The sequence below is a fragment of the Clostridium sp. HBUAS56010 genome, from assembly GCF_007115105.1.
GTDB lineage: Bacteria > Bacillota > Clostridia > Lachnospirales > Lachnospiraceae > Lacrimispora.
Genome location: NZ_SULJ01000001.1, coordinates 638382 through 657763, shown reverse-complemented (window position 1 = coordinate 657763; position 19382 = coordinate 638382). Strand labels below are relative to the sequence as shown.

Here is a 19382-nt window from a genome sequence, read left to right as displayed (position 1 = left end):
ACATGGAAGACAACAAGAATCATAATCTGGTAAATATGCAGGACAAATATCAGGATATTCCTGTGCCGGAAGCAGCAAGAGAAGCAGTTTTAATGGGAATAAACAGAGGGAAAAAAGAAAAAAGAAAAGCAAACGTGATAAAAGGCTTTAAAAAGACTGGGGTGACCGCAGCAGCAGCCGCCGCTATCATTACAGTTATGGCAAATGTCAGCCCGGATGCAGCAAGTGCCATGGAAAAAATCCCTGTTCTTGGAGCGATTACCAGAGTTGTAACGTTCCGCACTTATGAAGATCGAAAGGATCATTATGAGGCAAAGATTCAGGTCCCCAAAGTGGCAATGGAAAATAATGATACCACGAATGTGAATGTTTCCATTGAAGCTTATGCCAATAAGCTGATTAAGGAGTATGAGCGGCAGGTCACGGAAGGTTTAGCGGGAAAAGGACATTATTTAGTGAACTCTGGATATGAAGTTGTAACGGATAATGAAAAATACCTGTCTTTGAGAATCAACACAACGGTAATCATGGCAAGTGGCACCCAATATGTCAAAATATTCACGATTAATAAAGCCACTGGAAATGTAGTTACTTTGCATGGTTTGCTTGGAGAAGAGAAAGAGGCGATGGACCGCATTTCGGAAAATATTAGAAAGCAAATGGCAGATCAGATGGCAGCCGATGATTCTAAGACCTATTTTTACCAAAAAGAGGGGGACAATACGGAAGAAGGTTTTCAAGGAATTACGGGAGAAGAAAGCTATTACTTTAATGGAAAGGGAGAAATTGTAATTGTATTTGACGAATATGAAGTAGCTCCGGGATATATGGGAGCGGTAGAATTCACCATACCAAAATCCGTAACCGGAATCTGATTTTATGTAAAAGCCTGCCTTTGAATTTAGAAAGGTGGGCTTAAAATTTATTATAAGATTAAGAAAGGTAATTTTTCATTGCTTTCAAAGCGTTCTTTTCCAGACGGCTTACCTGTGCCTGGCTTATATGGATTTCCTCTGCAACTTCTGTCTGGGTTTTGCCTTCAAAAAAACGCATATCAATAATATGACGCTCTCTTTCCGGCAGACGGCTCATGGCTTCATTTAAAGAAATGTCTTCCACCCAGTTTTCTTCTAAGTTTTTCTTATCACTGATCTGGTCCATAACAAACAGAGGATCTCCTCCATCGGAATAGACCGGTTCATAGAGACTTACCGGACTTTGTATGGCATCCAGCGCATATGTGATGTCTTCTTTGCTGACTCCGATCTCATCAGAGATTTCCATCAGAGTCGGTTCTTTTAAGTTTCGTTTCATTAAATTCTCTTTTGCATAAATCGCTTTATAAGCGGTATCACGCAGGGAACGGCTGACGCGGATCGAGTTATTGTCCCGAAGATAGCGCCTTACTTCTCCAAGAATCATTGGAACAGCATAGGTGGAGAAGCGCACATTCTGCGTAATATCAAAATTGTCAATCGCTTTAATCAGACCAATACAACCAATCTGAAATAAATCATCTACGTTTTCGCTGCTGCCGGAAAAACGCTGTATGACACTGAGAACCAATCTTAAGTTTCCTTTGATGTAATCTTCCCGGGCTTTTTTATCCCCGTCAAGTATCCGTTTGAACAGGACTTCCTTCTCTTCGTTGCTCAGAAGAGGCAGTTTGGAAGTATTAACGCCACAAATTTCTACTTTGTATCCAGACATATCTTTCCCTCCGCATCATTTTATTCTCTAAAGAAATGATGTACTCATTCGAGGGCTTTTATACGATGGAAGGGTTAAAAATTATTTCCAGTTTTTGGGCTTGCTCATTCCTGGTTATTTTTCTCGTATAAGATCCATAATCCTTTTAATAAAAGTTCTTCATCATAATGAATTTTATGACGGCACAGGGGAATGACTGCGGCAGCAAGTCCTCCGGTTGCGATAATGGTTGGTTTAGACGGAATTTCGTCCTCCATCCGGTCAATAATTCCGTCAATCATGGCAGCATTGCCATATAAAATTCCGTTTTTCATGCAGTCAATGGTATTCTTTCCGATGATTTTCCCAGGTCTTTCAAGACCAATATAAGGAAGCTGTGCCGCCCGGCTGCTTAAGGAATCAAGGGATACTCTCATGCCTGGGAAAATAATGCCGCCAGTATAATTGCCGGACTTGTCAATCACAGATATGGTAGTAGCAGTTCCCATGTCAATAATAATAATGGGAGAGGGATATTCCTTTAAAGCCGCCACCGCATCAACAACCAGATCGCTTCCAACGGCTTTTGGGTTGTCCATTTTAATATTCAGTCCGGTTTTCATTCCTGGACCAACCACAAGGGGTGTTTTTCCTGTAATTTTTTTAACTGCCGAAATGACCACCTCTGTCAGCGGAGGGACTACAGAAGAAATAATTGCTCCCTCAATAGAAGAAAGCGGATAATGGTTAAGTTCCATAACATCTTTTATATTAACTGCATATTCCAGTTCTGTTTTTCCGTGGTTGGTGGTAACACGCTCTGCAAAATAAGTCTTTGTGCTGTCGATACCTCCTATGACGATATTGCTGTTTCCCAAATCAATCGCTAAAATCATAGAGGGAACTCCTTTCCAACTTTTTTTTCTTATGCTATACTGTAGAGTATCATATTTTAAGTCGAAAAACAACGGGAGGCGCTTATGCTGAAAGGAAAAAATATAATTTTAGGAGTAACAGGAAGCATTGCTGCCTATAAAATAGCATCACTTGCCAGCATGTTGGTAAAAAAAGGCTGTAATGTCCACGTTATCATGACCCAACATGCGACGAATTTCATCAATCCTATTACATTTGAAACATTAACAGGCAACAAATGTCTGGTGGACACCTTTGACCGTAATTTTCAGTACAGTGTGGAGCATGTTTCTCTTGCAAAGATGGCTGATGTGGTTATGGTTGCTCCGGCAAGTGCCAATGTCATTGCAAAAATTGCTCATGGTCTTGCCGATGATATGCTGACAACTACAATTCTGGCTTGTAAATGCAAAAAAATCATCGCCCCTGCCATGAACACCAATATGTATGAGAACCAGATTGTCCAGGATAATTTAAGAATCTGTCAGTCTTATGAGATGGAAGTGATCAATCCGGCAGTAGGGTATTTGGCTTGCGGAGATACTGGTGCCGGCAAGATGCCTGAACCGGAAGTTTTATATCGTTACATTGAGAGAGAAATCGGATTTAAAAAAGATCTTGCAGGAAAGAAGATTCTTGTAACAGCAGGTCCGACTATGGAAGCCATTGATCCGGTTCGTTATATTACCAATCATTCCAGCGGAAAGATGGGATATGCCATTGCAAATGCAGCTTCCTTAAGAGGAGCAGAGGTAACTCTGGTTACGGGAAAGACAGAGACTGAAAAGCCTGTTTTTGCAAATATTATTGAAATTGAAAGTGCAAAGGACATGTTTGAGGCTGTGACCGCCCATTATGGAGATCAGGATGCGGTTATTAAAGCTGCAGCGGTCGCCGATTACAGACCAAAGCAGGTGGGCACGGAAAAAACGAAGAAAAAAGATGGGGACATGACCATTGAACTGGAACGGACAGATGATATCTTAAGCTGGCTTGGCAGACACCGGAAAGAAGGGCAGTTTTTATGCGGATTTTCCATGGAGACACAGAATATGCTGGAAAATTCCCGCCTGAAACTGGAAAAAAAGAAGATTGACATGATTGTTGCCAATAATTTAAAAACGGAAGGTGCGGGATTTGGAACAAGCACCAATGTAGTTACGATTATTACCAGAAAAAAAGAGACAGAGCTTGGTAAAATGACAAAAGACGAAGTGGCACACCACCTTTTGGACCAGATCTTTTTCCCGGAAAAGAAGGGCGCTTTGGAAGAGAGAGAATCTTGACTTATGGGAAAAATCATACTACAATAGACAAGACTTAGACGTATAATTTGGAGGAACTATTTTTGTGAATATAGCGGAAGAAATTAAAAAGAGAAGAACATTTGCCATCATTTCCCATCCAGATGCGGGAAAGACTACACTGACAGAGAAGTTTCTTCTGTACGGAGGTGCCATCAATCTGGCTGGTACTGTAAAAGGAAGAAAAGGTGCCAAACATGCAGTTTCTGACTGGATGGAGATCGAAAAGGAGAGAGGAATCTCTGTTACCTCTTCTGTATTGCAGTTTAATTATGATGGATTCTGCATTAATATCTTAGATACGCCTGGACATCAGGACTTCTCAGAGGATACTTACCGTACCCTTATGGCTGCAGATTCAGCAGTCATGGTAATTGATGGTTCCAAAGGTGTGGAGGCACAGACCATTAAACTGTTTAAAGTATGTGTGATGCGCCATATTCCCATTTTCACATTTGTGAACAAGATGGACCGGGAAGCCAGAGATCCTTTTGAACTGATGGATGAAATCGAAGAAGTGCTTGGAATCCGCACCTGCCCCGTTAACTGGCCGATTGGCTGCGGCAGGGATTTCAAAGGCGTTTACGACCGCTTTAACAAGACCATCACCACCTTCCAGTCAACATTGAACGGACAGAAAGAAGTAAAGGCAACAGAGGTCCTTTTGGGAGACGACGGAGTGGATTCTCTTATTGGAGAAGCATTCCACAGACAGCTTGTTGATGAGATCGAACTGTTAGATGGAGCCAGTGATGAACTGGATATGGAACGGGTAAGCAGAGGAAATTTATCTCCCGTATTTTTTGGCTCTGCATTGACTAATTTTGGTGTTGAAACATTTTTACAGCATTTTCTTCAGATGACCACTTCTCCGCTTCCAAGGTTAACGACCACCAGTGTCATAGATCCTTTTGAGGAAGATTTTTCCGCATTTGTTTTTAAAATTCAGGCGAATATGAACAAAGCCCATAGAGACCGGATTGCATTTATGAGGATTGTTTCTGGAAAGTTTGAGGCAGGTATGGAAGTGAATCATGTGCAGGGTGGGAAGAAACTTCGTCTCTCCCAGCCCCAGCAGATGATGGCACAGGACCGCAAGATCGTGGAAGAAGCTTATGCCGGAGACATCATCGGTGTGTTTGATCCAGGCATTTTTGCCATTGGAGACACTCTCTGCAAGTCTGGTGAAAAGTTTGAGTTTGAAGGAATTCCCACTTTTGCACCGGAGCATTTTGCCCGGGTACGGCAGATGGATACCATGAAGAGAAAGCAGTTTATTAAAGGTGTGAATCAGATCGCCCAGGAAGGTGCCATTCAGATATTCCAGGAATTTAATACAGGAATGGAAGAGATTATTGTAGGAGTGGTGGGAGAACTGCAGTTCGAGGTATTAACATACCGTCTGGAGAATGAGTACAATGTGGAGGTAAAGCTTGAGAAGCTTCCATATGAACACATTCGCTGGATTCAGAATAAGAATGAGATTGATATTGCCAAGATCCAGGGAACTTCTGATATGAAGCGGATTAAGGACTTAAAGGACAATCCTCTTCTGTTATTTGTTAACAGCTGGAGTGTAGGAATGGTTTTGGAGCGTAATCCGGAACTGCAGCTTTCTGAGTTCGGTCATAATTAAATTGATTTGTGTAAGATAGAGATAGAAGGAGGAACAAAAATGAGTAAGATTGACCAGGTAAGAGCCGCTATGGTAGAAGCCATGAAAGCGAAAGACAAGCAGAGAAAAGATGCGCTGTCCATGCTTCTTGCAGCGTTGAAGAATTTTGAGATTGACAAAAAGGATCATACTCCAATCACAGAAGAAGAGGCAAATGCCATTGTGAAAAAGGAGATTAAGCAGACCCAGGAAACCTATGAACTGGCACCGGCAGACAGAGATGATATCAGAGAAGAAGCCTCTGCCCGCATTGCTGTTTATAAGGAATTTGCACCGGAAGATATGGGAAAAGACCAGATTAAGGAAATTATTGATTCGGTTCTCAAGGAACTGGGAATTGAAGCTCCTGTGGCTGCTGACAAGGGAAAGATCATGAAGGTTCTCATGCCGAAAGTAAAAGGAAAAGCAGATGGCAAGGTTGTAAATGAGATTCTGGCTGCAATGATGAAGTAAAGAAGGGATGCGATTTTATGTATAAAAAGGAGATAGAGGCATATATCGAATCACATAAGCAGGAGATGATTGAAGATATCTGCTCTCTTTGCAGAATCAACAGTGAGAAGATGCCTTACAAAGAAGGGATGCCCTTTGGTCCAGGAGCTTTTGAGGCATTGACGGAAGCCTTGACCATGGCAGAATCTTATGGTTTTTCCATTCGTAACTATGATAATTATGTAGGAACTGTGGATATGAACCATAAGGAGCAGCAGCTTGATATTCTGGCACATCTTGATGTGGTTCCCGCAGGAGAAGGCTGGAAAGAGACCGAACCTTTTGAGCCCATAGTAAAGGACGGGAAGCTATTTGGACGGGGAACCTCTGATGACAAGGGACCTGCAGTTGCAGCTCTTTATGCCATGAGAGCGGTCAAAGAACTGAATATTCCTCTCAGCAAGAATGTGCGGCTTATTCTGGGAACGGATGAAGAGTGCGGAAGTTCCGACATCGCCCATTATTATGCAGTAGAGAAGGAAGCCCCCATGACTTTTTCTCCTGACGGAGCCTTTCCGGTGGTGAATACGGAAAAAGGAAGTTTAAGCGGTCATTTTACTGCGGACTGGGAACCTTCTGAGAGACTTCCCAGGCTGGTAAGTCTGGAAGCGGGAATTAAGGTTAATGTAGTTCCCGGCAAAGCGAATGCAGTAGTAGCCGGACTGGAAGAACATGTTCTGGAGCAGATTGCAAAGGACTGTACCAATAAGACAGGAATCCGTTTTGAGATCCGCCGGGAAGGGGAGCATGCTTTTATTACAGCAATCGGGCAAAGTGCTCATGCTTCTATTCCGGAAGAAGGGAACAATGCTCTGACAGGACTTCTTACTTATCTGACGAAACTTCCTCTCGCAGAATGCGGCCAGGTATTCATGCTGCGCAGGCTTCTTTCCCTCATTCCTCACGGGGATACATCTGGAAGGGCACTGGGAATCGCCATGGGTGACGAAATCTCCGGTGATCTGACCCTTGCTTTTAGTTTGTTAAAAGTATGGGATTCTGGTCTGGAAGGAACTTTTGACAGCCGTTGTCCCATCTGTTCCACAGAAGAGAATGTCCTGAACGTGGTAAAAAGAAACATGGCGGATAAAGGATTTACGATCCATAATGATTCCATGAATCCACCTCACCATGTAGATGGAGATTCGCCGTTTGTGAAAACTCTTTTAGAAGCATATGAAAGTTATACCGGGCGAAAAGGTGAGTGCATTTCCATGGGCGGGGGAACCTATGTCCATCATCTTAAGAATGGTGTTGCTTTTGGAGCTTCTATGCCAGAGACCGATAACCGCATGCACGGTGCCGATGAATATGCAGTTGTAGAAGAACTTGTTGTAAGTGCAAAGATATTTGCCCAGGTAATTGTAGATCTTTGCTCTTAAATACTACAAGTTATTCTAATATTTCCATATAGCATTGACAAATGCAGATAAGAAGCGTAGAATACGCCTTATAAAGTAATCCCTACCTTTACTATAGGAATCAGGGAAGGAGTAACTGCCATGAATCAATCCTATGCAATGCAGATGAATATGGATCGGTTGAACAACATGTGTAAAAGGTGTTGTATTTCAGATTGTTCAAAAAAACCATAATTATATTGAGTTGTATGGGTTGTGATTGAATTCGCAAAGGCAGTGAAAGGCGGAAGTATCAGGTCGCAAGTCTGTGCAGGACTTGCGGCTTTTTTTGTTTCACCGGAGGATATCAGCCTTCAACCGAAAAGAAAGGAAACAGACACATGCAGTCAGCAGAGCCAATCATAGAACTGGTGGGATTAGGCAAAGAATTTCGTACGTCAAATGGTCCCATCAAGGCATTGGATGATATTAACCTGTCCATCGGACGGGGAGAAATCTTTGGAATTATAGGCCTCAGCGGTGCAGGAAAAAGCACGCTGGTCCGCTGTATTAACTATCTGGAGGAACCAACCTCCGGAACCGTACTTTTTGAGAACAAAAGTTTATCCGATATGAGACCGCGCCAGAGAAGATTTGCCAGACAGTCCATGGGAATGATCTTTCAGCAGTTTAATTTACTGGCACAGAGAAATGTTCTTCAAAATGTATGTTTTCCTCTTGAAATTGCCGGGGTGCAAAAGAACGAAGCGACAAAAAGAGCCATGGAACTTCTTGAGATGGTAGGGTTAAAGGACCGGATTAAGGCGTATCCATCCCAACTCTCCGGAGGTCAGAAGCAGCGTGTGGCCATCGCAAGGGCATTGGCTACCAATCCTAAAATATTACTTTGTGATGAAGCAACTAGTGCCCTTGATCCGAATACCACAAAGTCCATACTCAGCCTTTTAAAAGAGATTAATAAGACTCTCGGGGTAACTGTGGTTGTTATTACCCACGAGATGGCTGTTATTGAAGCGATTTGCGACAGGGTGGCGATCATTGACCAGAGCCATATTGCAGAGGTTGGAAGTGTTGCAGATATTTTTTCAGAACCAAAATCAAAGATTGGACGGCAGCTTATCCTGGGTGAGGCGGCTGAACATGTGGTGAAATTCGGGAATTCCAAACGTGTCAGAATTACATTTGACGGCAGGTCTTCCTTTGAACCGGTGGTTTCTAATTTGATTCTTGCATGCAAAGTTCCAGTAAATATCATTCATGCAGAGACAAAGGATATTAACGGAACTGCCATGGGTCAGATGGTCATTCAGCTTCCGGAAGATGAAGTGGATCAGAACCGGATATTAAATTACTTAAAAACAGCAAAGATTACCCATGAGGAGGTGAAAGATTATGGTATTTGATGCGTCTGTTTTTGACATGCTCAAACTTGGAATATGGGAAACGCTGTTTATGACGTTCACCTCTTCCTTGTTTGCATATTTAATCGGAGTTCCTCTTGGTATTATACTGATTGTTACGGATAAGGATGGCATTTATCCTCTTCCTTTGCTCCAGAGAATCCTTGGTCTTGCCATTAATCTGCTCCGCTCTGTTCCCTTTATTATTCTGTTGATCATGGTAATTCCTATTACAAAGATGATCGTGGGAACGACTCTGGGTGCCAAGGCAGTTATTCCTCCTCTGGTATTTGCCTCTGCGCCATATGTGGCGAGAGTGGTGGAATCTTCTTTTAAAGAAGTGGATGCCGGCGTGGTGGAAGCGGCGAAATCCATGGGTGCCTCTACGTTTCAGATTATCTGGAAGGTTCTTCTTCCGGAAGCAAAGCCATCTCTTTTAATCGGAGGAGCCTTGTCGGTTACCACCATTCTCGGTTATTCCGCCATGTCAGGTTTTGTAGGCGGCGGCGGACTGGGAGATATTGCGATTAAATATGGATATTACCGTTATCAGACCGGCATGATGTTTGCCACGGTAGCAATCCTTGTTATCATTGTGCAGATCATTCAGGAGGCAGGTATGAAGCTTTCCAGGATCAGTGATAAGCGAATCAGATAGTAACCGCCAAAGGCGTTACATATAAAATTTAAGGAGGAGATATTATGAAAAAGACTTTTTATGTACTCACAGCAGCACTTCTTGCGGCAGGTGCCCTGACCGCATGTTCCGGACCCAAAGAAGCTCCGACAACAGCAGCAGAAACAAAGGAAGAGGCTTCAACAGCAGCGGATACTGCAAAGATAAGTGAAACAGGCAAAACAGATGGCGATTTGGAAGAAATCGTAGTAGGTGCAAGTCCAGCCCCTCATGCAGAGATTTTAAAGGCAGCCAAAGAGGTGTTAAAAGAAAAGGGATATGATCTGGTGATAAAGGAATATACAGATTATGTCCAGCCAAACCTTGCTTTGGATTCCGGAGATCTGGATGCCAATTATTTTCAGCACAAACCATATCTTGACCAGTTCAATGAAGAGAAAAAGACAGATCTTGTCAGCGCCGCTGCCATTCATTATGAGCCGTTTGGTATATATGCAGGTAAGATAAAGAGTCTTGAAGACCTTCCTGATGGCGCACAGATTGCAGTTCCTAATGATGTTTCCAATGAGGCAAGAGCCCTTCTGTTATTGGCAGACAATGGTTTAATTGAACTCAAAGAAGGCGTAGAACTGGATGCAACCAAGAACGATATTGTAGAAAATGAAAAAAACTTTAAGATTATTGAAGTTGAAGCTGCACAGCTTCCCCGTTCATTAGGCGATGTGGATATTGCAGTTATCAATGGTAACTATGCAATTGAAGCAGGATTAAAGGTTTCAGAAGCGCTGGCAACGGAAGATGCCAAATCTTTGGCAGCCACCCTTTATAGCAACATCGTTGCAGTCCGTACAGGAGAAGATACAAGTGAAAAGACCAAAGCTCTCGTAGAAGCTCTGACAAGTGACTCTGTTAAAAAATATATTGAGGATACTTATGAAGGTGCAGTTGTTCCTTCCTTTTAATTAAACAGAGGCGATTCTAATGCTGCGAAACCGGAAACGACTGGTTTCGCAGTTTTTTTTAGAAAAAGAAAGAAAAAAATATAATTTTACAGATTATGAAATATAATGTATAATTTTAACATTACGATAAAAGGGAGTTGATAGGATATGGATCAAGATAATCAAAGAGAGGATCAGGCTGGGAACTGGAATTATCAGATCTCCACACAGCCGCCTGTTGCCAAACCTCAGCAAAGCCGCCTGGCTCTTGCCTCGCTTGTAATGGGGATTCTGGGGATTGTGACAACCTGCTGTGTTTACGGCGGAATTATATTTGGGAGTCTGGGAATTTTGTTTGCACTGCTTTCTAAAACAGAAGAAAAATTTGAAAACTATGCAAAAGCAGGGCTTATTACTTCCATTATTGCAGTTAGTATATTTGGGATTATTATGATCTTTATCATGGCGCTTGGACTTGTGGAGTATATTCAGACAGGAGGTGCTTATTGATGAAAACTACATCAGCAGAACTGAAGAGGCGGGCGAAGGCAAAACTGAAAGGCAGATATGGTTCCTGTGTGGGCGCAGAGCTTGTTGCGACGGCGATTGTAGTCGGGTTTATAATAATGTTCTTTTTTATTCTGTTTTTTATAGCCGCTGCAAGCGATATGTTTTATTATTCCTTCAACCAATCAGACATTGGAACCGTTATTACAGTTACCTTGTTTTTTGTTATATATATTTTGTTTCTGGTGGTTATGGCACTTATGGGACCGGGATTGCTCCGTTTTTACTATAACCTTGCGGTTGAAAAAAATCCGGAGATTTCCAATCTTCTTTTTGGCGTAAAGAATGTACCATTAAAATTTCTGGCGCTTTATGGGATTCAGTTAATTGTGGGTCTGGTTTGTGCAATTCCCTATATAGTGGTGATGATTGCAGGCGTGATTACGGACTTTATTCCTATTATGGTTGTTCTTCTGGTTCTTATGTACATCCTTATGCTTGCAGGGGTATTGGTGATCAATATCTATATGTCCCAGTCTATGTTCATTCTTCTGGAATCTACGGACAAAGGCGTCATTCAATCCATTATGGAAAGCGTGCAGATGATGAAGGGCAGCAAGGGACGCCTGTTTTATCTCTATCTGAGTTTTACGGGAATGATTATTTTGGGATATTGTTCCGCTTATATTGGATTTTTATGGATTTTTCCTTATATGAGAACGACTCTTACCGAATTCTATCTGGACTTAAAAGCGCAGCAGGCTAAAAAAGTCGTAGAGCAGCTTGCAGATCCGTCTTTTGAATCTATGTGGAATCAGGAAAAACGGCAGTAAAACCGTGTCAAAGGGTTTTTTATGCGCATAGAATACACTAAGCAATATAGGAGGTGTATCTATGCGCATTTCTGATCTGAAGACAAAAGAAGTGATTAATATTTGTGATTGCAGACGTCTGGGCTATGTGGGAGACGTGGATTTTGATATGGAAACAGGCTGCCTTTTGGCAATTATTGTACCGGGACCTGGCTGTTTTTGCGGTTTTCTGGTCAGGGAAAAAGAATATGTGATTCCTTTTTGTGATATCAGACAGGTAGGTCCGGATATTATCCTTGTCAACGTGGATCTTGATAAAGCCACGGAAAAATGCGGAATATAGTGGAAGATAGGCTTGCGAATCTACGGAATGTAAGTTATGATATACATAATAAAAATACAATCCGTAAGACAGGAGGATAGAGGCGTGAAATGTCCATTTTGCAATGAAGCAGATACAAAAGTCATTGATTCCAGACCAGCGGATGACAATAGTTCCATCAGGCGGCGCAGGCAGTGTGAACGATGCGGGAAACGCTTTACTACTTATGAGAAGTTGGAGACCATGCCTCTCATGGTAATTAAGAAGGATCGCTCCAGAGAGGTCTATGACCGTTCGAAGATAGAATCCGGGATCCTCCATTCCTGCCATAAGAGACCTGTATCTTCCCAACAGATTGATTCTATGGTGGATGAGGTGGAGACCCAGGTGTTTAACCGGGAAGAAAAAGAAGTGGAAAGCACGGTCATCGGTGAACTTGTAATGAAAAAGCTCCAGGAGATTGATGAGGTGGCATATGTCCGTTTTGCCTCTGTATACCGGGAGTTTAAAGATGTGAACACGTTCATTGAAGAGATCGGCAAACTGTTGAAGAAGTAGGAGATTTATGTTAAATGTATTTTATCCGGATGACGATGTGGCATCCACCTATCAGATACCCTTTGAACATTTATATGAGACTGGCATCAGAGGTCTGATTTTTGATATTGACAATACTCTGGTTCCTCATGGTGCACCTGCAGATAAAAGAGCCAGAGAGCTTTTTTTACGTTTGCGTCACATTGGATTTGATATCTGTCTTCTTTCCAATAATAAGGAATCAAGGGTAGCTTCTTTTGCCGGACAGGTGGGAGGAGCTAAGTATATATTCAAAGGAAACAAGCCTTCAAAAAAAGGATATGAAAAAGCAATGGAGTTAATGGGAACCCGAAGGGAGAACACCGTTTTCGTGGGTGACCAGCTTTTTACAGACGTTTTTGGTGCAAAAAGGACTGGAATATACAGTATACTGGTAAAACCTATTAATCCAAAAGAAGAGATTCAGATTGTATTAAAGAGATATTTAGAAGCAGTTGTACTGTATTTTTACCGGAGAAGGAAGAGGAGGCTCGGAATTTAAGAGAATCATTTCGGGTAAAAGTAAGGTTTTCGGATATAATAGAGAAAGGCAGAACAGGAAAGATGAAGATTCTTGTGTTAAACGGACCTAATATTAATTTTCTGGGAATTCGTGAGAAAGGGATTTATGGAACGGAGGATTATGCGTATCTGGTGTCCTTGCTTACAGATAAGGCACAGAAGGAAGGACATGAACTGGAAGTCTTTCAGAGCAATTATGAAGGCGGTCTGATTGATAAGATTCAGGAAGCATACCACAATGGGACAGAAGGGATTATTATTAATCCGGGAGCGTTTACCCATTACAGCTATGCGGTCAGAGATGCTCTTGGCTCTGTGAATATACCAAAGGTAGAAGTCCATATATCCAATGTCCATAAAAGGGAGGAATTCCGTCATGTATCGGTAACCGCACCTGTCTGCACCGGACAAGTTGTTGGGCTTGGGTTAAAGGGTTATGCGCTTGCTATGGACTTTTTAACCGGAAGATAAGCAGTTCCAGGCAGGAAATGGAGATATTTGCAAAAAAACGGTTGAAAATGCGTTTATTATAGTATAGAATATAAAAGGTTAAGAAGAGAAATTCAAGGAGGAATATCATTTATGATATCAGCGGGTGATTTTAGAAACGGTATCACATTGGAGATCGAGGGTACTGTCTATCAGATTATGGAGTTCCAGCATGTAAAACCTGGAAAGGGTGCTGCGTTCGTCAGAACGAAGATTAAAGATGTGGTAAACGGCGGCGTTGTAGAACGCACATTCCGCCCGACAGAAAAGTTTCCACAGGCAAGAATCGACAGAACAGACATGCAGTATCTGTATGCCGATGGAGATCTTCATAACTTTATGGATACAAATACTTACGAGCAGGTGGCATTAGGTCCTGACGTGATCGGCGATGCCTTGAAGTTTGTGAAAGAGAATGAAAACGTGAAAGTATGTTCATTTAGTGGAAAGGTTTATTCTGTAGAGCCTCCGTTATTTGTAGAACTGGTTATTACAGATACGGAACCAGGGTTTAAAGGAGATACTGCACAGGGAGCCACGAAGCCAGCGACTGTTGAAACCGGAGCTGTTGTATATGTACCTCTGTTTGTTGAACAGGGTGATAAGATTAAGATTGATACGCGTACTGGTGAATATATGTCCAGAGTTTAATCCTGATGAAAAAGGACCGGCAAACCCGGTCTTTTTTGCTGTTATAAAGAATGATTTGATTTTTGGATTTATTTGTAATATAATTAATATTTAGCTTAGTAATATCTGGATATATAGGAAGAGGAGGCCAGAACGGATGGAAAAAATTCTTGATTTAATTACGGCAGAGATGAAAGCAGCATTTGCGCATTGCGGATATGAGGAAGCCTATGCGAAGGTTACCTTATCCAACCGCCCTGATCTTTGCGAGTACCAGTGCAACGGAGCCATGGCAGCGGCGAAAGCATACAAAAAGAAACCCTTCGATATTGCATCAGAGGTTGTGGCAAAGATTTCCGGAAGCAGAGTGTTTGCAGCGGTAGATGCCGTAATGCCAGGATTTATCAATTTAAAGCTTGATTCCGATTATCTGGCAGAATATATGAATGATATGGCAGGGGAGGACCAGTGCGGCGTGAAGAAGTCGGAAGCGCCCATGACAATTGTAGTGGATTACGGCGGGGCCAATGTGGCAAAACCTCTCCATGTAGGTCATCTTCGTTCCGCTGTCATTGGAGAAAGCATAAAACGGATGGGCCGGTTTCTTGGTCATACGGTTATTGGAGATGTTCATCTTGGAGACTGGGGACTTCAGATGGGATTAATTATTGAAGAGTTAAAAGACAGAAAACCGGATCTGCCTTATTTTGATGAAGAATTTAAAGGGGAATATCCCAAGGAGCCGCCTTTTACCATTACAGAATTGGAGGAGATCTACCCAGCCGCCAGTACGAAATCCAAGACGGACGAGGCATTCAGCAAACGGGCTCATGATGCGACGCTTAAATTGCAGAACGGATACAGTCCTTACCGGGCAATCTGGCAGCATATTTTGGCAGTGTCTGTAACGGATTTGAAAAAGAATTACGGCAGCCTTAATGTTACCTTTGATTTATGGAAAGGGGAAAGTGATGCAGAATCTTATATTCCAGGTCTGATTAAAGAACTGGAAGAAAAAGGACTTGCTTATGAGAGTCAGGGCGCTTTGGTTGTGGATATTGAAGAAGAAGGAGATTCCAAAGAACTTCCTCCCTGCATTATCAGAAAGTCAGACGGTGCCGCTCTTTATTCCACTTCAGATCTGGGAACCATTATAGAGCGGGAGCAGGATATCAATCCGGACTGGTATATTTATATTACGGACAAGCGCCAGGAACTTCATTTCGTCCAGGTGTTCCGTGTGGCAAAAAAAGCAGGCTTTGCAGCACCTGAGAAGAAGATGTCCCACCTTGGTTTTGGTACTATGAACGGAAAAGATGGAAAACCATTTAAGACAAGAGACGGTGGTGTCATGCGTCTGGAAAGTCTGATCGGAGATATCTGTCAGGCGGCTTATGAAAAGATTCTGGAGAATCGTACGGTTTCAGAAGAAGAAGCAAGGGCAACTTCAAGGATCGTGGGAATTGCCGCTTTAAAATACGGTGATTTATCCAATCAGGCATCAAAGGATTATGTTTTCGACATGGATCGGTTTGTGTCCTTTGAGGGGAATACCGGGCCTTATATTCTTTATACCATTGTGCGGATTAAGTCCATTCTGGCTAAGTACGAAACTGTGGAAGAAAAATATCAGGGAGAAGCAAGAATTCTTTCTGCACGATCAGGTGCTGAAAAGGATTTAATGCTGCAGCTTTCCCGTTACAATGAGGTTATGGAAACCAGTTTTGCAGAGTTGGCACCTCATAAGGTATGCCAGTATGTGTACGAGCTTGCCAATGTGTTTAACCGGTTTTACCATGATACAAAGATTATTTCAGAAGAAGATAAAAAACGGCAGGCTTCCTGGGTGCGTTTGATCAGTCTGACCAGAGATGTATTAAATGAGTGCATCAATGTGTTGGGAATTGAAGCACCGGAACGAATGTAAACGTCGAACGGATGTGAGGATCTATGAAAGTATCGCATATGACGGTCAATACCTTTTGGAAAGGTGAATCAGGCGTCAGAGCATCAGTAGAGGATCAGGGAAGGGAATATATAACCAGTCTGCATATCAAGGGTAGTCAAGTCATTGACTACTCTTGTTCCTGTGCCAGAGGGAATTCTTACCGGGGGATGTGTGCCCATGGTCAGGCACTGTTTCAGGCTTATAAAGAACAGGAAACAGATCAGCCGGGAAGGCTTGTTGCCACCTCCCAGCAGGCAAGAGCCATGATCCGGGAATATACCAACCGGGAAGTTGCCAATATTATGAGCGAGGGGGAACAGGAGCAGATCCGCCTTTTTGTATCAATGCTTGCCAGCAGAAAAGAGACAAAGCTTGAATTTAAACTGGGAAAAGACCGGCTTTATATGATAAAGGATTTGTCTGTTTTTGCGAAAGCAGTGGAGAATGGGACTTATGTTGAGTATGGGAAGAATCTGTCTTTTCATCATACCATTCCTGTTTTTTTAAAGGAAAGCCGTCCTCTTTTGGAATTTGTGTTAGAGGTTGTAAATACTTATCTGGAACATCATGAGCAATTTCAAAAAGGGTCTTTTACTGCAAGCCCTGTCATGCGTTTTTTGAATTTAAGCCGTACCAATATTGACCGCTTTTTTCATATTATGAAAGGGAACAATCTGGAGATCGAAGATTACAGAGGGCAAAAGCGTCAGGTTGAAATAACAGACCAGCCTCCTGCCATTACAGTCACGGTCAAACGAAAAGGCAGAGAAGGTGTGTCCGTATCCATTGACCGGGAGATTATGGTATTTGAAGGCGAACGCTATTTATATCTTTGTGATTCCAGGTATCTGTACTGCTGTGACCAGTCCTGCAGCCAGTCACTGCTGGTTTTTTTCAGACAGATGATGGAAGGATATGGGACCAGATATGAAATTGAAATAAACAATAAAGACATGCCTCTTTTTTACGAGCGTGTGTTAAAAAAGATAGCTTCCTATTGCACGATTGATTCTGGAGACTTAAATCTGGAAAACTATAAGCCGGAGGAATTAAAGGCTCGTTTCGAGTTTGACTCTGACGGACCTGACAGCCTGGTCTTAAAACCAACTCTTTCTTACGGAGATTACTCGTTCCAGCCTGTGGAGGATGAGAGACTGCCCCGGACGGTATGCCGGGATGTGCCAGGTGAATTCCGGATCAGCCAGCTTATTACCAGATATTTTAAATACCGGGAATACGAATCTTCTTATCCGGCAATCCGCAACGATGAAGAGGCTGTTTATCGCCTTTTGACAGAAGGATTACAGGATTTTATGGCATCTGGAGAGGTGTATTTTTCTGACTCTTTTAAGAAACTGAAAGTTCTGCCCCCTCCCAAAATATCGGTGGGCATCCGTAGTGCGGGAAACTGGCTGGAGCTTGATGTGGATACAGGAGGGTTATCCGGAAGGGAGCTAAAACAGCTTCTGACCGAATATAACCGGAAGAAAAAATTCTATAGATTAAAGAACGGAGAGTTTTTAAGGCTTGATGATAATGGAATTCTTTCTGTTGCAAAGCTGATCGAAGATATGTCTGTAAGCATATCGGAGCTGGAGAACAAGTCGTTTCGTCTGCCGAAATACAGAGCTCTTTATCTGGACAGCATGTTAAAAGAAGGCAGTGGCATAACTCTTTACCGGGATCAGCTTTTTAAAGCCGTAGTCCGGGGAATGAAGTCGGTGGAAGACAGTGACTTTGAGATTCCAGAACCTTTACAACCCGTTTTAAGAGAGTACCAAAAGACCGGATACCGGTGGCTTAAGACTTTGGATCACTATGGTTTTGGAGGAATTCTGGCAGATGATATGGGGCTTGGGAAAACCATACAGGTTATTTCCCTGCTTCTTGATGAAAAAGAAAAGAAACAATCGTCCCGGTCCTTGATTGTCTGTCCTGCTTCTCTGGTTTACAACTGGGAGAATGAGATACGGATATTTGCTCCTCAACTGGACGTGCTCACGGTGACTGGAACAGCCGCAGAACGGGAAGAGATATTGAAGACAGATGCAGGGCATGATGTGTTAATTACCTCTTATGACTTATTAAAAAGAGATATTGACTTTTATAAAGACAGATCGTTCCGATATCAGATCATTGATGAGGCACAGTATATTAAAAATGCTTCTACCCAGAGCGCGAAGGCGGTCAAGTCTATTGATGCCGGAAGCCGCTTTGCTCTGACCGGCACTCCCATCGAAAACCGCTTATCCGAGTTGTGGAGCATTTTTGATTATCTGATGCCTGGTTTTTTGTTCAGTTACCAGAAATTTAAAAAAGATTATGAGCAGCCCATTGTAAAAGATCAGGAGCTTCCTGCGCTGCAGAATCTTCACAAGCTGATCGGACCCTTTATTCTGCGCAGATTAAAAAAAGATGTTCTCAAAGAGCTTCCGGATAAGCTTGAAACGGTAGTTTATTCTGCTTTTGATAAAAAACAGAAGGATCTATACACAGCTAACGCGTTTCATTTAAAGAAAGAACTGGAACGCATGGAGGGCAAAACAGGGAAGGACAGCATTCAGATCCTTTCTGAACTCACCAGACTGCGACAGATCTGCTGTGATCCCCATTTATGCTATGAGAATTACAATGGAGAGTCGGCAAAGCTTGAGACCTGCATTGATCTTGTAAAAAATGGGGTGGAGGGAGGACATAAGATTCTTTTGTTTTCCCAGTTTACCTCTATGCTGAAAATTATAGGGGAGCGTCTCCAAAAAGAAGAAATTCCATTTTATATTCTTACAGGAGCTACGCCAAAGGAAGAACGTCTTCGTATGGTAAATTCTTTTAAGGATGATAAAATTCCTTTGTTTCTTATTTCCCTGAAAGCGGGAGGAACCGGATTAAATCTCACGGCAGCGGATATTGTAATACACTTTGATCCATGGTGGAACGTGGCAGCCCAGAATCAGGCAACAGACCGTGCGCACCGCATTGGTCAGGAGAAGCAGGTATCTGTGTTTAAATTAATTACCAAAGGAACAATTGAGGAGAATATTTTAAAGCTTCAGGAGTCAAAGAAAGATCTTGCGGAACAGATTATTACCGAAGGAACCATTTCACTTAGCAATTTAAGCCGGGATGATCTGCTTGATTTATTAAATGATTGAAAGGATGGGG

Annotated in this window: 19 protein-coding genes; 17 read left to right on the top strand and 2 right to left on the bottom strand. The window is 42.5% G+C overall.

The window, feature by feature from the left end; genetic code table 11:
* The first annotated feature begins 2 nt into the window (after positions 1-2).
* Entirely contained in the window at positions 3-875 is an 873-nt protein-coding gene (locus tag FAY33_RS03195; protein ID WP_143319301.1) for a DUF3298 and DUF4163 domain-containing protein, read from the top strand.
* 58 nt (positions 876-933) lie between these two features.
* On the opposite strand, the gene sigG is transcribed toward FAY33_RS03195, so the two are convergent.
* Together sigG and FAY33_RS03185 are read right to left on the bottom strand one after the other, a co-directional pair.
* The gene (sigG, locus tag FAY33_RS03190; RefSeq protein WP_143319300.1) at positions 934-1710 is read right to left on the bottom strand and encodes an RNA polymerase sporulation sigma factor SigG; all 777 of its coding nucleotides are present in this window, start codon (positions 1708-1710) and stop codon (positions 934-936) included.
* A gap of 104 nt (positions 1711-1814) precedes the next feature.
* Positions 1815-2585: a type III pantothenate kinase gene (locus tag FAY33_RS03185; protein WP_143319299.1), complete on the bottom strand. Its 771-nt coding sequence runs from the start codon at positions 2583-2585 to the stop codon at positions 1815-1817.
* 84 nt (positions 2586-2669) lie between these two features.
* On the opposite strand from FAY33_RS03185, the gene coaBC reads away from it, so the two are divergent.
* The 16 genes from coaBC (at position 2670) to FAY33_RS03105 (ending at position 19372) form a co-directional block, all read left to right on the top strand.
* Positions 2670-3890, top strand: coding sequence for a bifunctional phosphopantothenoylcysteine decarboxylase/phosphopantothenate--cysteine ligase CoaBC (coaBC, locus tag FAY33_RS03180; RefSeq protein WP_143319298.1), 1221 nt, complete (start codon positions 2670-2672; stop codon positions 3888-3890).
* 64 nt (positions 3891-3954) lie between these two features.
* Complete coding sequence (locus FAY33_RS03175; protein WP_143319297.1) at positions 3955-5544, top strand: peptide chain release factor 3; 1590 nt, start codon at positions 3955-3957, stop codon at positions 5542-5544.
* A gap of 39 nt (positions 5545-5583) precedes the next feature.
* Positions 5584-6036, top strand: coding sequence for a GatB/YqeY domain-containing protein (locus tag FAY33_RS03170; protein ID WP_143319296.1), 453 nt, complete (start codon positions 5584-5586; stop codon positions 6034-6036).
* A 17-nt stretch (positions 6037-6053) separates the two neighbouring features.
* Positions 6054-7457 (top strand): dipeptidase PepV, encoded by a 1404-nt coding sequence (gene pepV, locus FAY33_RS03165; protein ID WP_143319295.1) that lies wholly within the window; start codon positions 6054-6056, stop codon positions 7455-7457.
* Between the two features lie 359 nt (positions 7458-7816).
* A complete protein-coding gene (locus FAY33_RS03160) occupies positions 7817-8839 on the top strand; it encodes a methionine ABC transporter ATP-binding protein (RefSeq protein ID WP_143319294.1) in 1023 nt (340 codons plus the stop codon).
* Positions 8829-9494 carry a methionine ABC transporter permease gene (locus FAY33_RS03155; RefSeq protein ID WP_143319293.1) on the top strand — a complete coding sequence of 222 codons (666 nt, stop codon included), beginning with the start codon at positions 8829-8831 and terminating at the stop codon, positions 9492-9494. The genes FAY33_RS03160 and FAY33_RS03155 overlap by 11 nt, the downstream gene beginning before the upstream one ends.
* 44 nt (positions 9495-9538) lie before the next feature.
* Positions 9539-10435, top strand: a complete 897-nt coding sequence (locus FAY33_RS03150; RefSeq protein WP_143319292.1) for a MetQ/NlpA family ABC transporter substrate-binding protein — start codon at positions 9539-9541, stop codon at positions 10433-10435.
* 147 nt (positions 10436-10582) lie between these two features.
* Complete coding sequence (locus FAY33_RS03145; RefSeq protein WP_143319291.1) at positions 10583-10924, top strand: DUF4190 domain-containing protein; 342 nt, start codon at positions 10583-10585, stop codon at positions 10922-10924.
* Positions 10924-11754 (top strand): DUF975 family protein, encoded by an 831-nt coding sequence (locus FAY33_RS03140; RefSeq protein ID WP_143319290.1) that lies wholly within the window; start codon positions 10924-10926, stop codon positions 11752-11754. The genes FAY33_RS03145 and FAY33_RS03140 overlap by 1 nt, the downstream gene beginning before the upstream one ends.
* A gap of 61 nt (positions 11755-11815) precedes the next feature.
* On the top strand, positions 11816-12076 hold the full coding sequence (locus tag FAY33_RS03135) for a YlmC/YmxH family sporulation protein (RefSeq protein WP_143319289.1): 261 nt from the start codon (positions 11816-11818) through the stop codon (positions 12074-12076).
* Between the two features lie 84 nt (positions 12077-12160).
* The gene (nrdR, locus tag FAY33_RS03130) at positions 12161-12613 is read left to right on the top strand and encodes a transcriptional regulator NrdR (protein WP_143319288.1); all 453 of its coding nucleotides are present in this window, start codon (positions 12161-12163) and stop codon (positions 12611-12613) included.
* Positions 12614-12620: 7 nt separating this feature from the next.
* Positions 12621-13133: a YqeG family HAD IIIA-type phosphatase gene (locus tag FAY33_RS03125; protein ID WP_143319287.1), complete on the top strand. Its 513-nt coding sequence runs from the start codon at positions 12621-12623 to the stop codon at positions 13131-13133.
* A 62-nt stretch (positions 13134-13195) separates the two neighbouring features.
* Positions 13196-13624, top strand: coding sequence for a type II 3-dehydroquinate dehydratase (gene aroQ / locus FAY33_RS03120; RefSeq protein WP_143319286.1), 429 nt, complete (start codon positions 13196-13198; stop codon positions 13622-13624).
* 111 nt (positions 13625-13735) lie between these two features.
* A complete protein-coding gene (gene efp, locus FAY33_RS03115) occupies positions 13736-14293 on the top strand; it encodes an elongation factor P (protein WP_143319285.1) in 558 nt (185 codons plus the stop codon).
* 136 nt (positions 14294-14429) lie between these two features.
* A complete protein-coding gene (gene argS, locus FAY33_RS03110; RefSeq protein WP_143319284.1) occupies positions 14430-16199 on the top strand; it encodes an arginine--tRNA ligase in 1770 nt (589 codons plus the stop codon).
* A 23-nt stretch (positions 16200-16222) separates the two neighbouring features.
* Positions 16223-19372: an SNF2 helicase associated domain-containing protein gene (locus FAY33_RS03105; protein WP_143319283.1), complete on the top strand. Its 3150-nt coding sequence runs from the start codon at positions 16223-16225 to the stop codon at positions 19370-19372.
* Positions 19373-19382: the final 10 nt, after the last annotated feature.

Bases quoted from the DNA above. Each gene is read 5' to 3' on its own strand.
- FAY33_RS03195 (WP_143319301.1), top strand. From the start codon at position 3: ATGGAAGACAACAAGAATCATAATCTGGTAAATATGCAGGACAAATAT.
- sigG (WP_143319300.1), bottom strand. From the start codon at position 1,710: ATGTCTGGATACAAAGTAGAAATTTGTGGCGTTAATACTTCCAAACTG.
- FAY33_RS03185 (WP_143319299.1), bottom strand. From the start codon at position 2,585: ATGATTTTAGCGATTGATTTGGGAAACAGCAATATCGTCATAGGAGGT.
- coaBC (WP_143319298.1), top strand. From the start codon at position 2,670: ATGCTGAAAGGAAAAAATATAATTTTAGGAGTAACAGGAAGCATTGCT.
- FAY33_RS03170 (WP_143319296.1), top strand. From the start codon at position 5,584: ATGAGTAAGATTGACCAGGTAAGAGCCGCTATGGTAGAAGCCATGAAA.
- pepV (WP_143319295.1), top strand. From the start codon at position 6,054: ATGTATAAAAAGGAGATAGAGGCATATATCGAATCACATAAGCAGGAG.
- FAY33_RS03160 (WP_143319294.1), top strand. From the start codon at position 7,817: ATGCAGTCAGCAGAGCCAATCATAGAACTGGTGGGATTAGGCAAAGAA.
- FAY33_RS03155 (WP_143319293.1), top strand. From the start codon at position 8,829: ATGGTATTTGATGCGTCTGTTTTTGACATGCTCAAACTTGGAATATGG.
- FAY33_RS03150 (WP_143319292.1), top strand. From the start codon at position 9,539: ATGAAAAAGACTTTTTATGTACTCACAGCAGCACTTCTTGCGGCAGGT.
- FAY33_RS03145 (WP_143319291.1), top strand. From the start codon at position 10,583: ATGGATCAAGATAATCAAAGAGAGGATCAGGCTGGGAACTGGAATTAT.
- FAY33_RS03140 (WP_143319290.1), top strand. From the start codon at position 10,924: ATGAAAACTACATCAGCAGAACTGAAGAGGCGGGCGAAGGCAAAACTG.
- FAY33_RS03135 (WP_143319289.1), top strand. From the start codon at position 11,816: ATGCGCATTTCTGATCTGAAGACAAAAGAAGTGATTAATATTTGTGAT.
- FAY33_RS03125 (WP_143319287.1), top strand. From the start codon at position 12,621: ATGTTAAATGTATTTTATCCGGATGACGATGTGGCATCCACCTATCAG.
- aroQ (WP_143319286.1), top strand. From the start codon at position 13,196: ATGAAGATTCTTGTGTTAAACGGACCTAATATTAATTTTCTGGGAATT.
- efp (WP_143319285.1), top strand. From the start codon at position 13,736: ATGATATCAGCGGGTGATTTTAGAAACGGTATCACATTGGAGATCGAG.
- argS (WP_143319284.1), top strand. From the start codon at position 14,430: ATGGAAAAAATTCTTGATTTAATTACGGCAGAGATGAAAGCAGCATTT.
- FAY33_RS03105 (WP_143319283.1), top strand. From the start codon at position 16,223: ATGAAAGTATCGCATATGACGGTCAATACCTTTTGGAAAGGTGAATCA.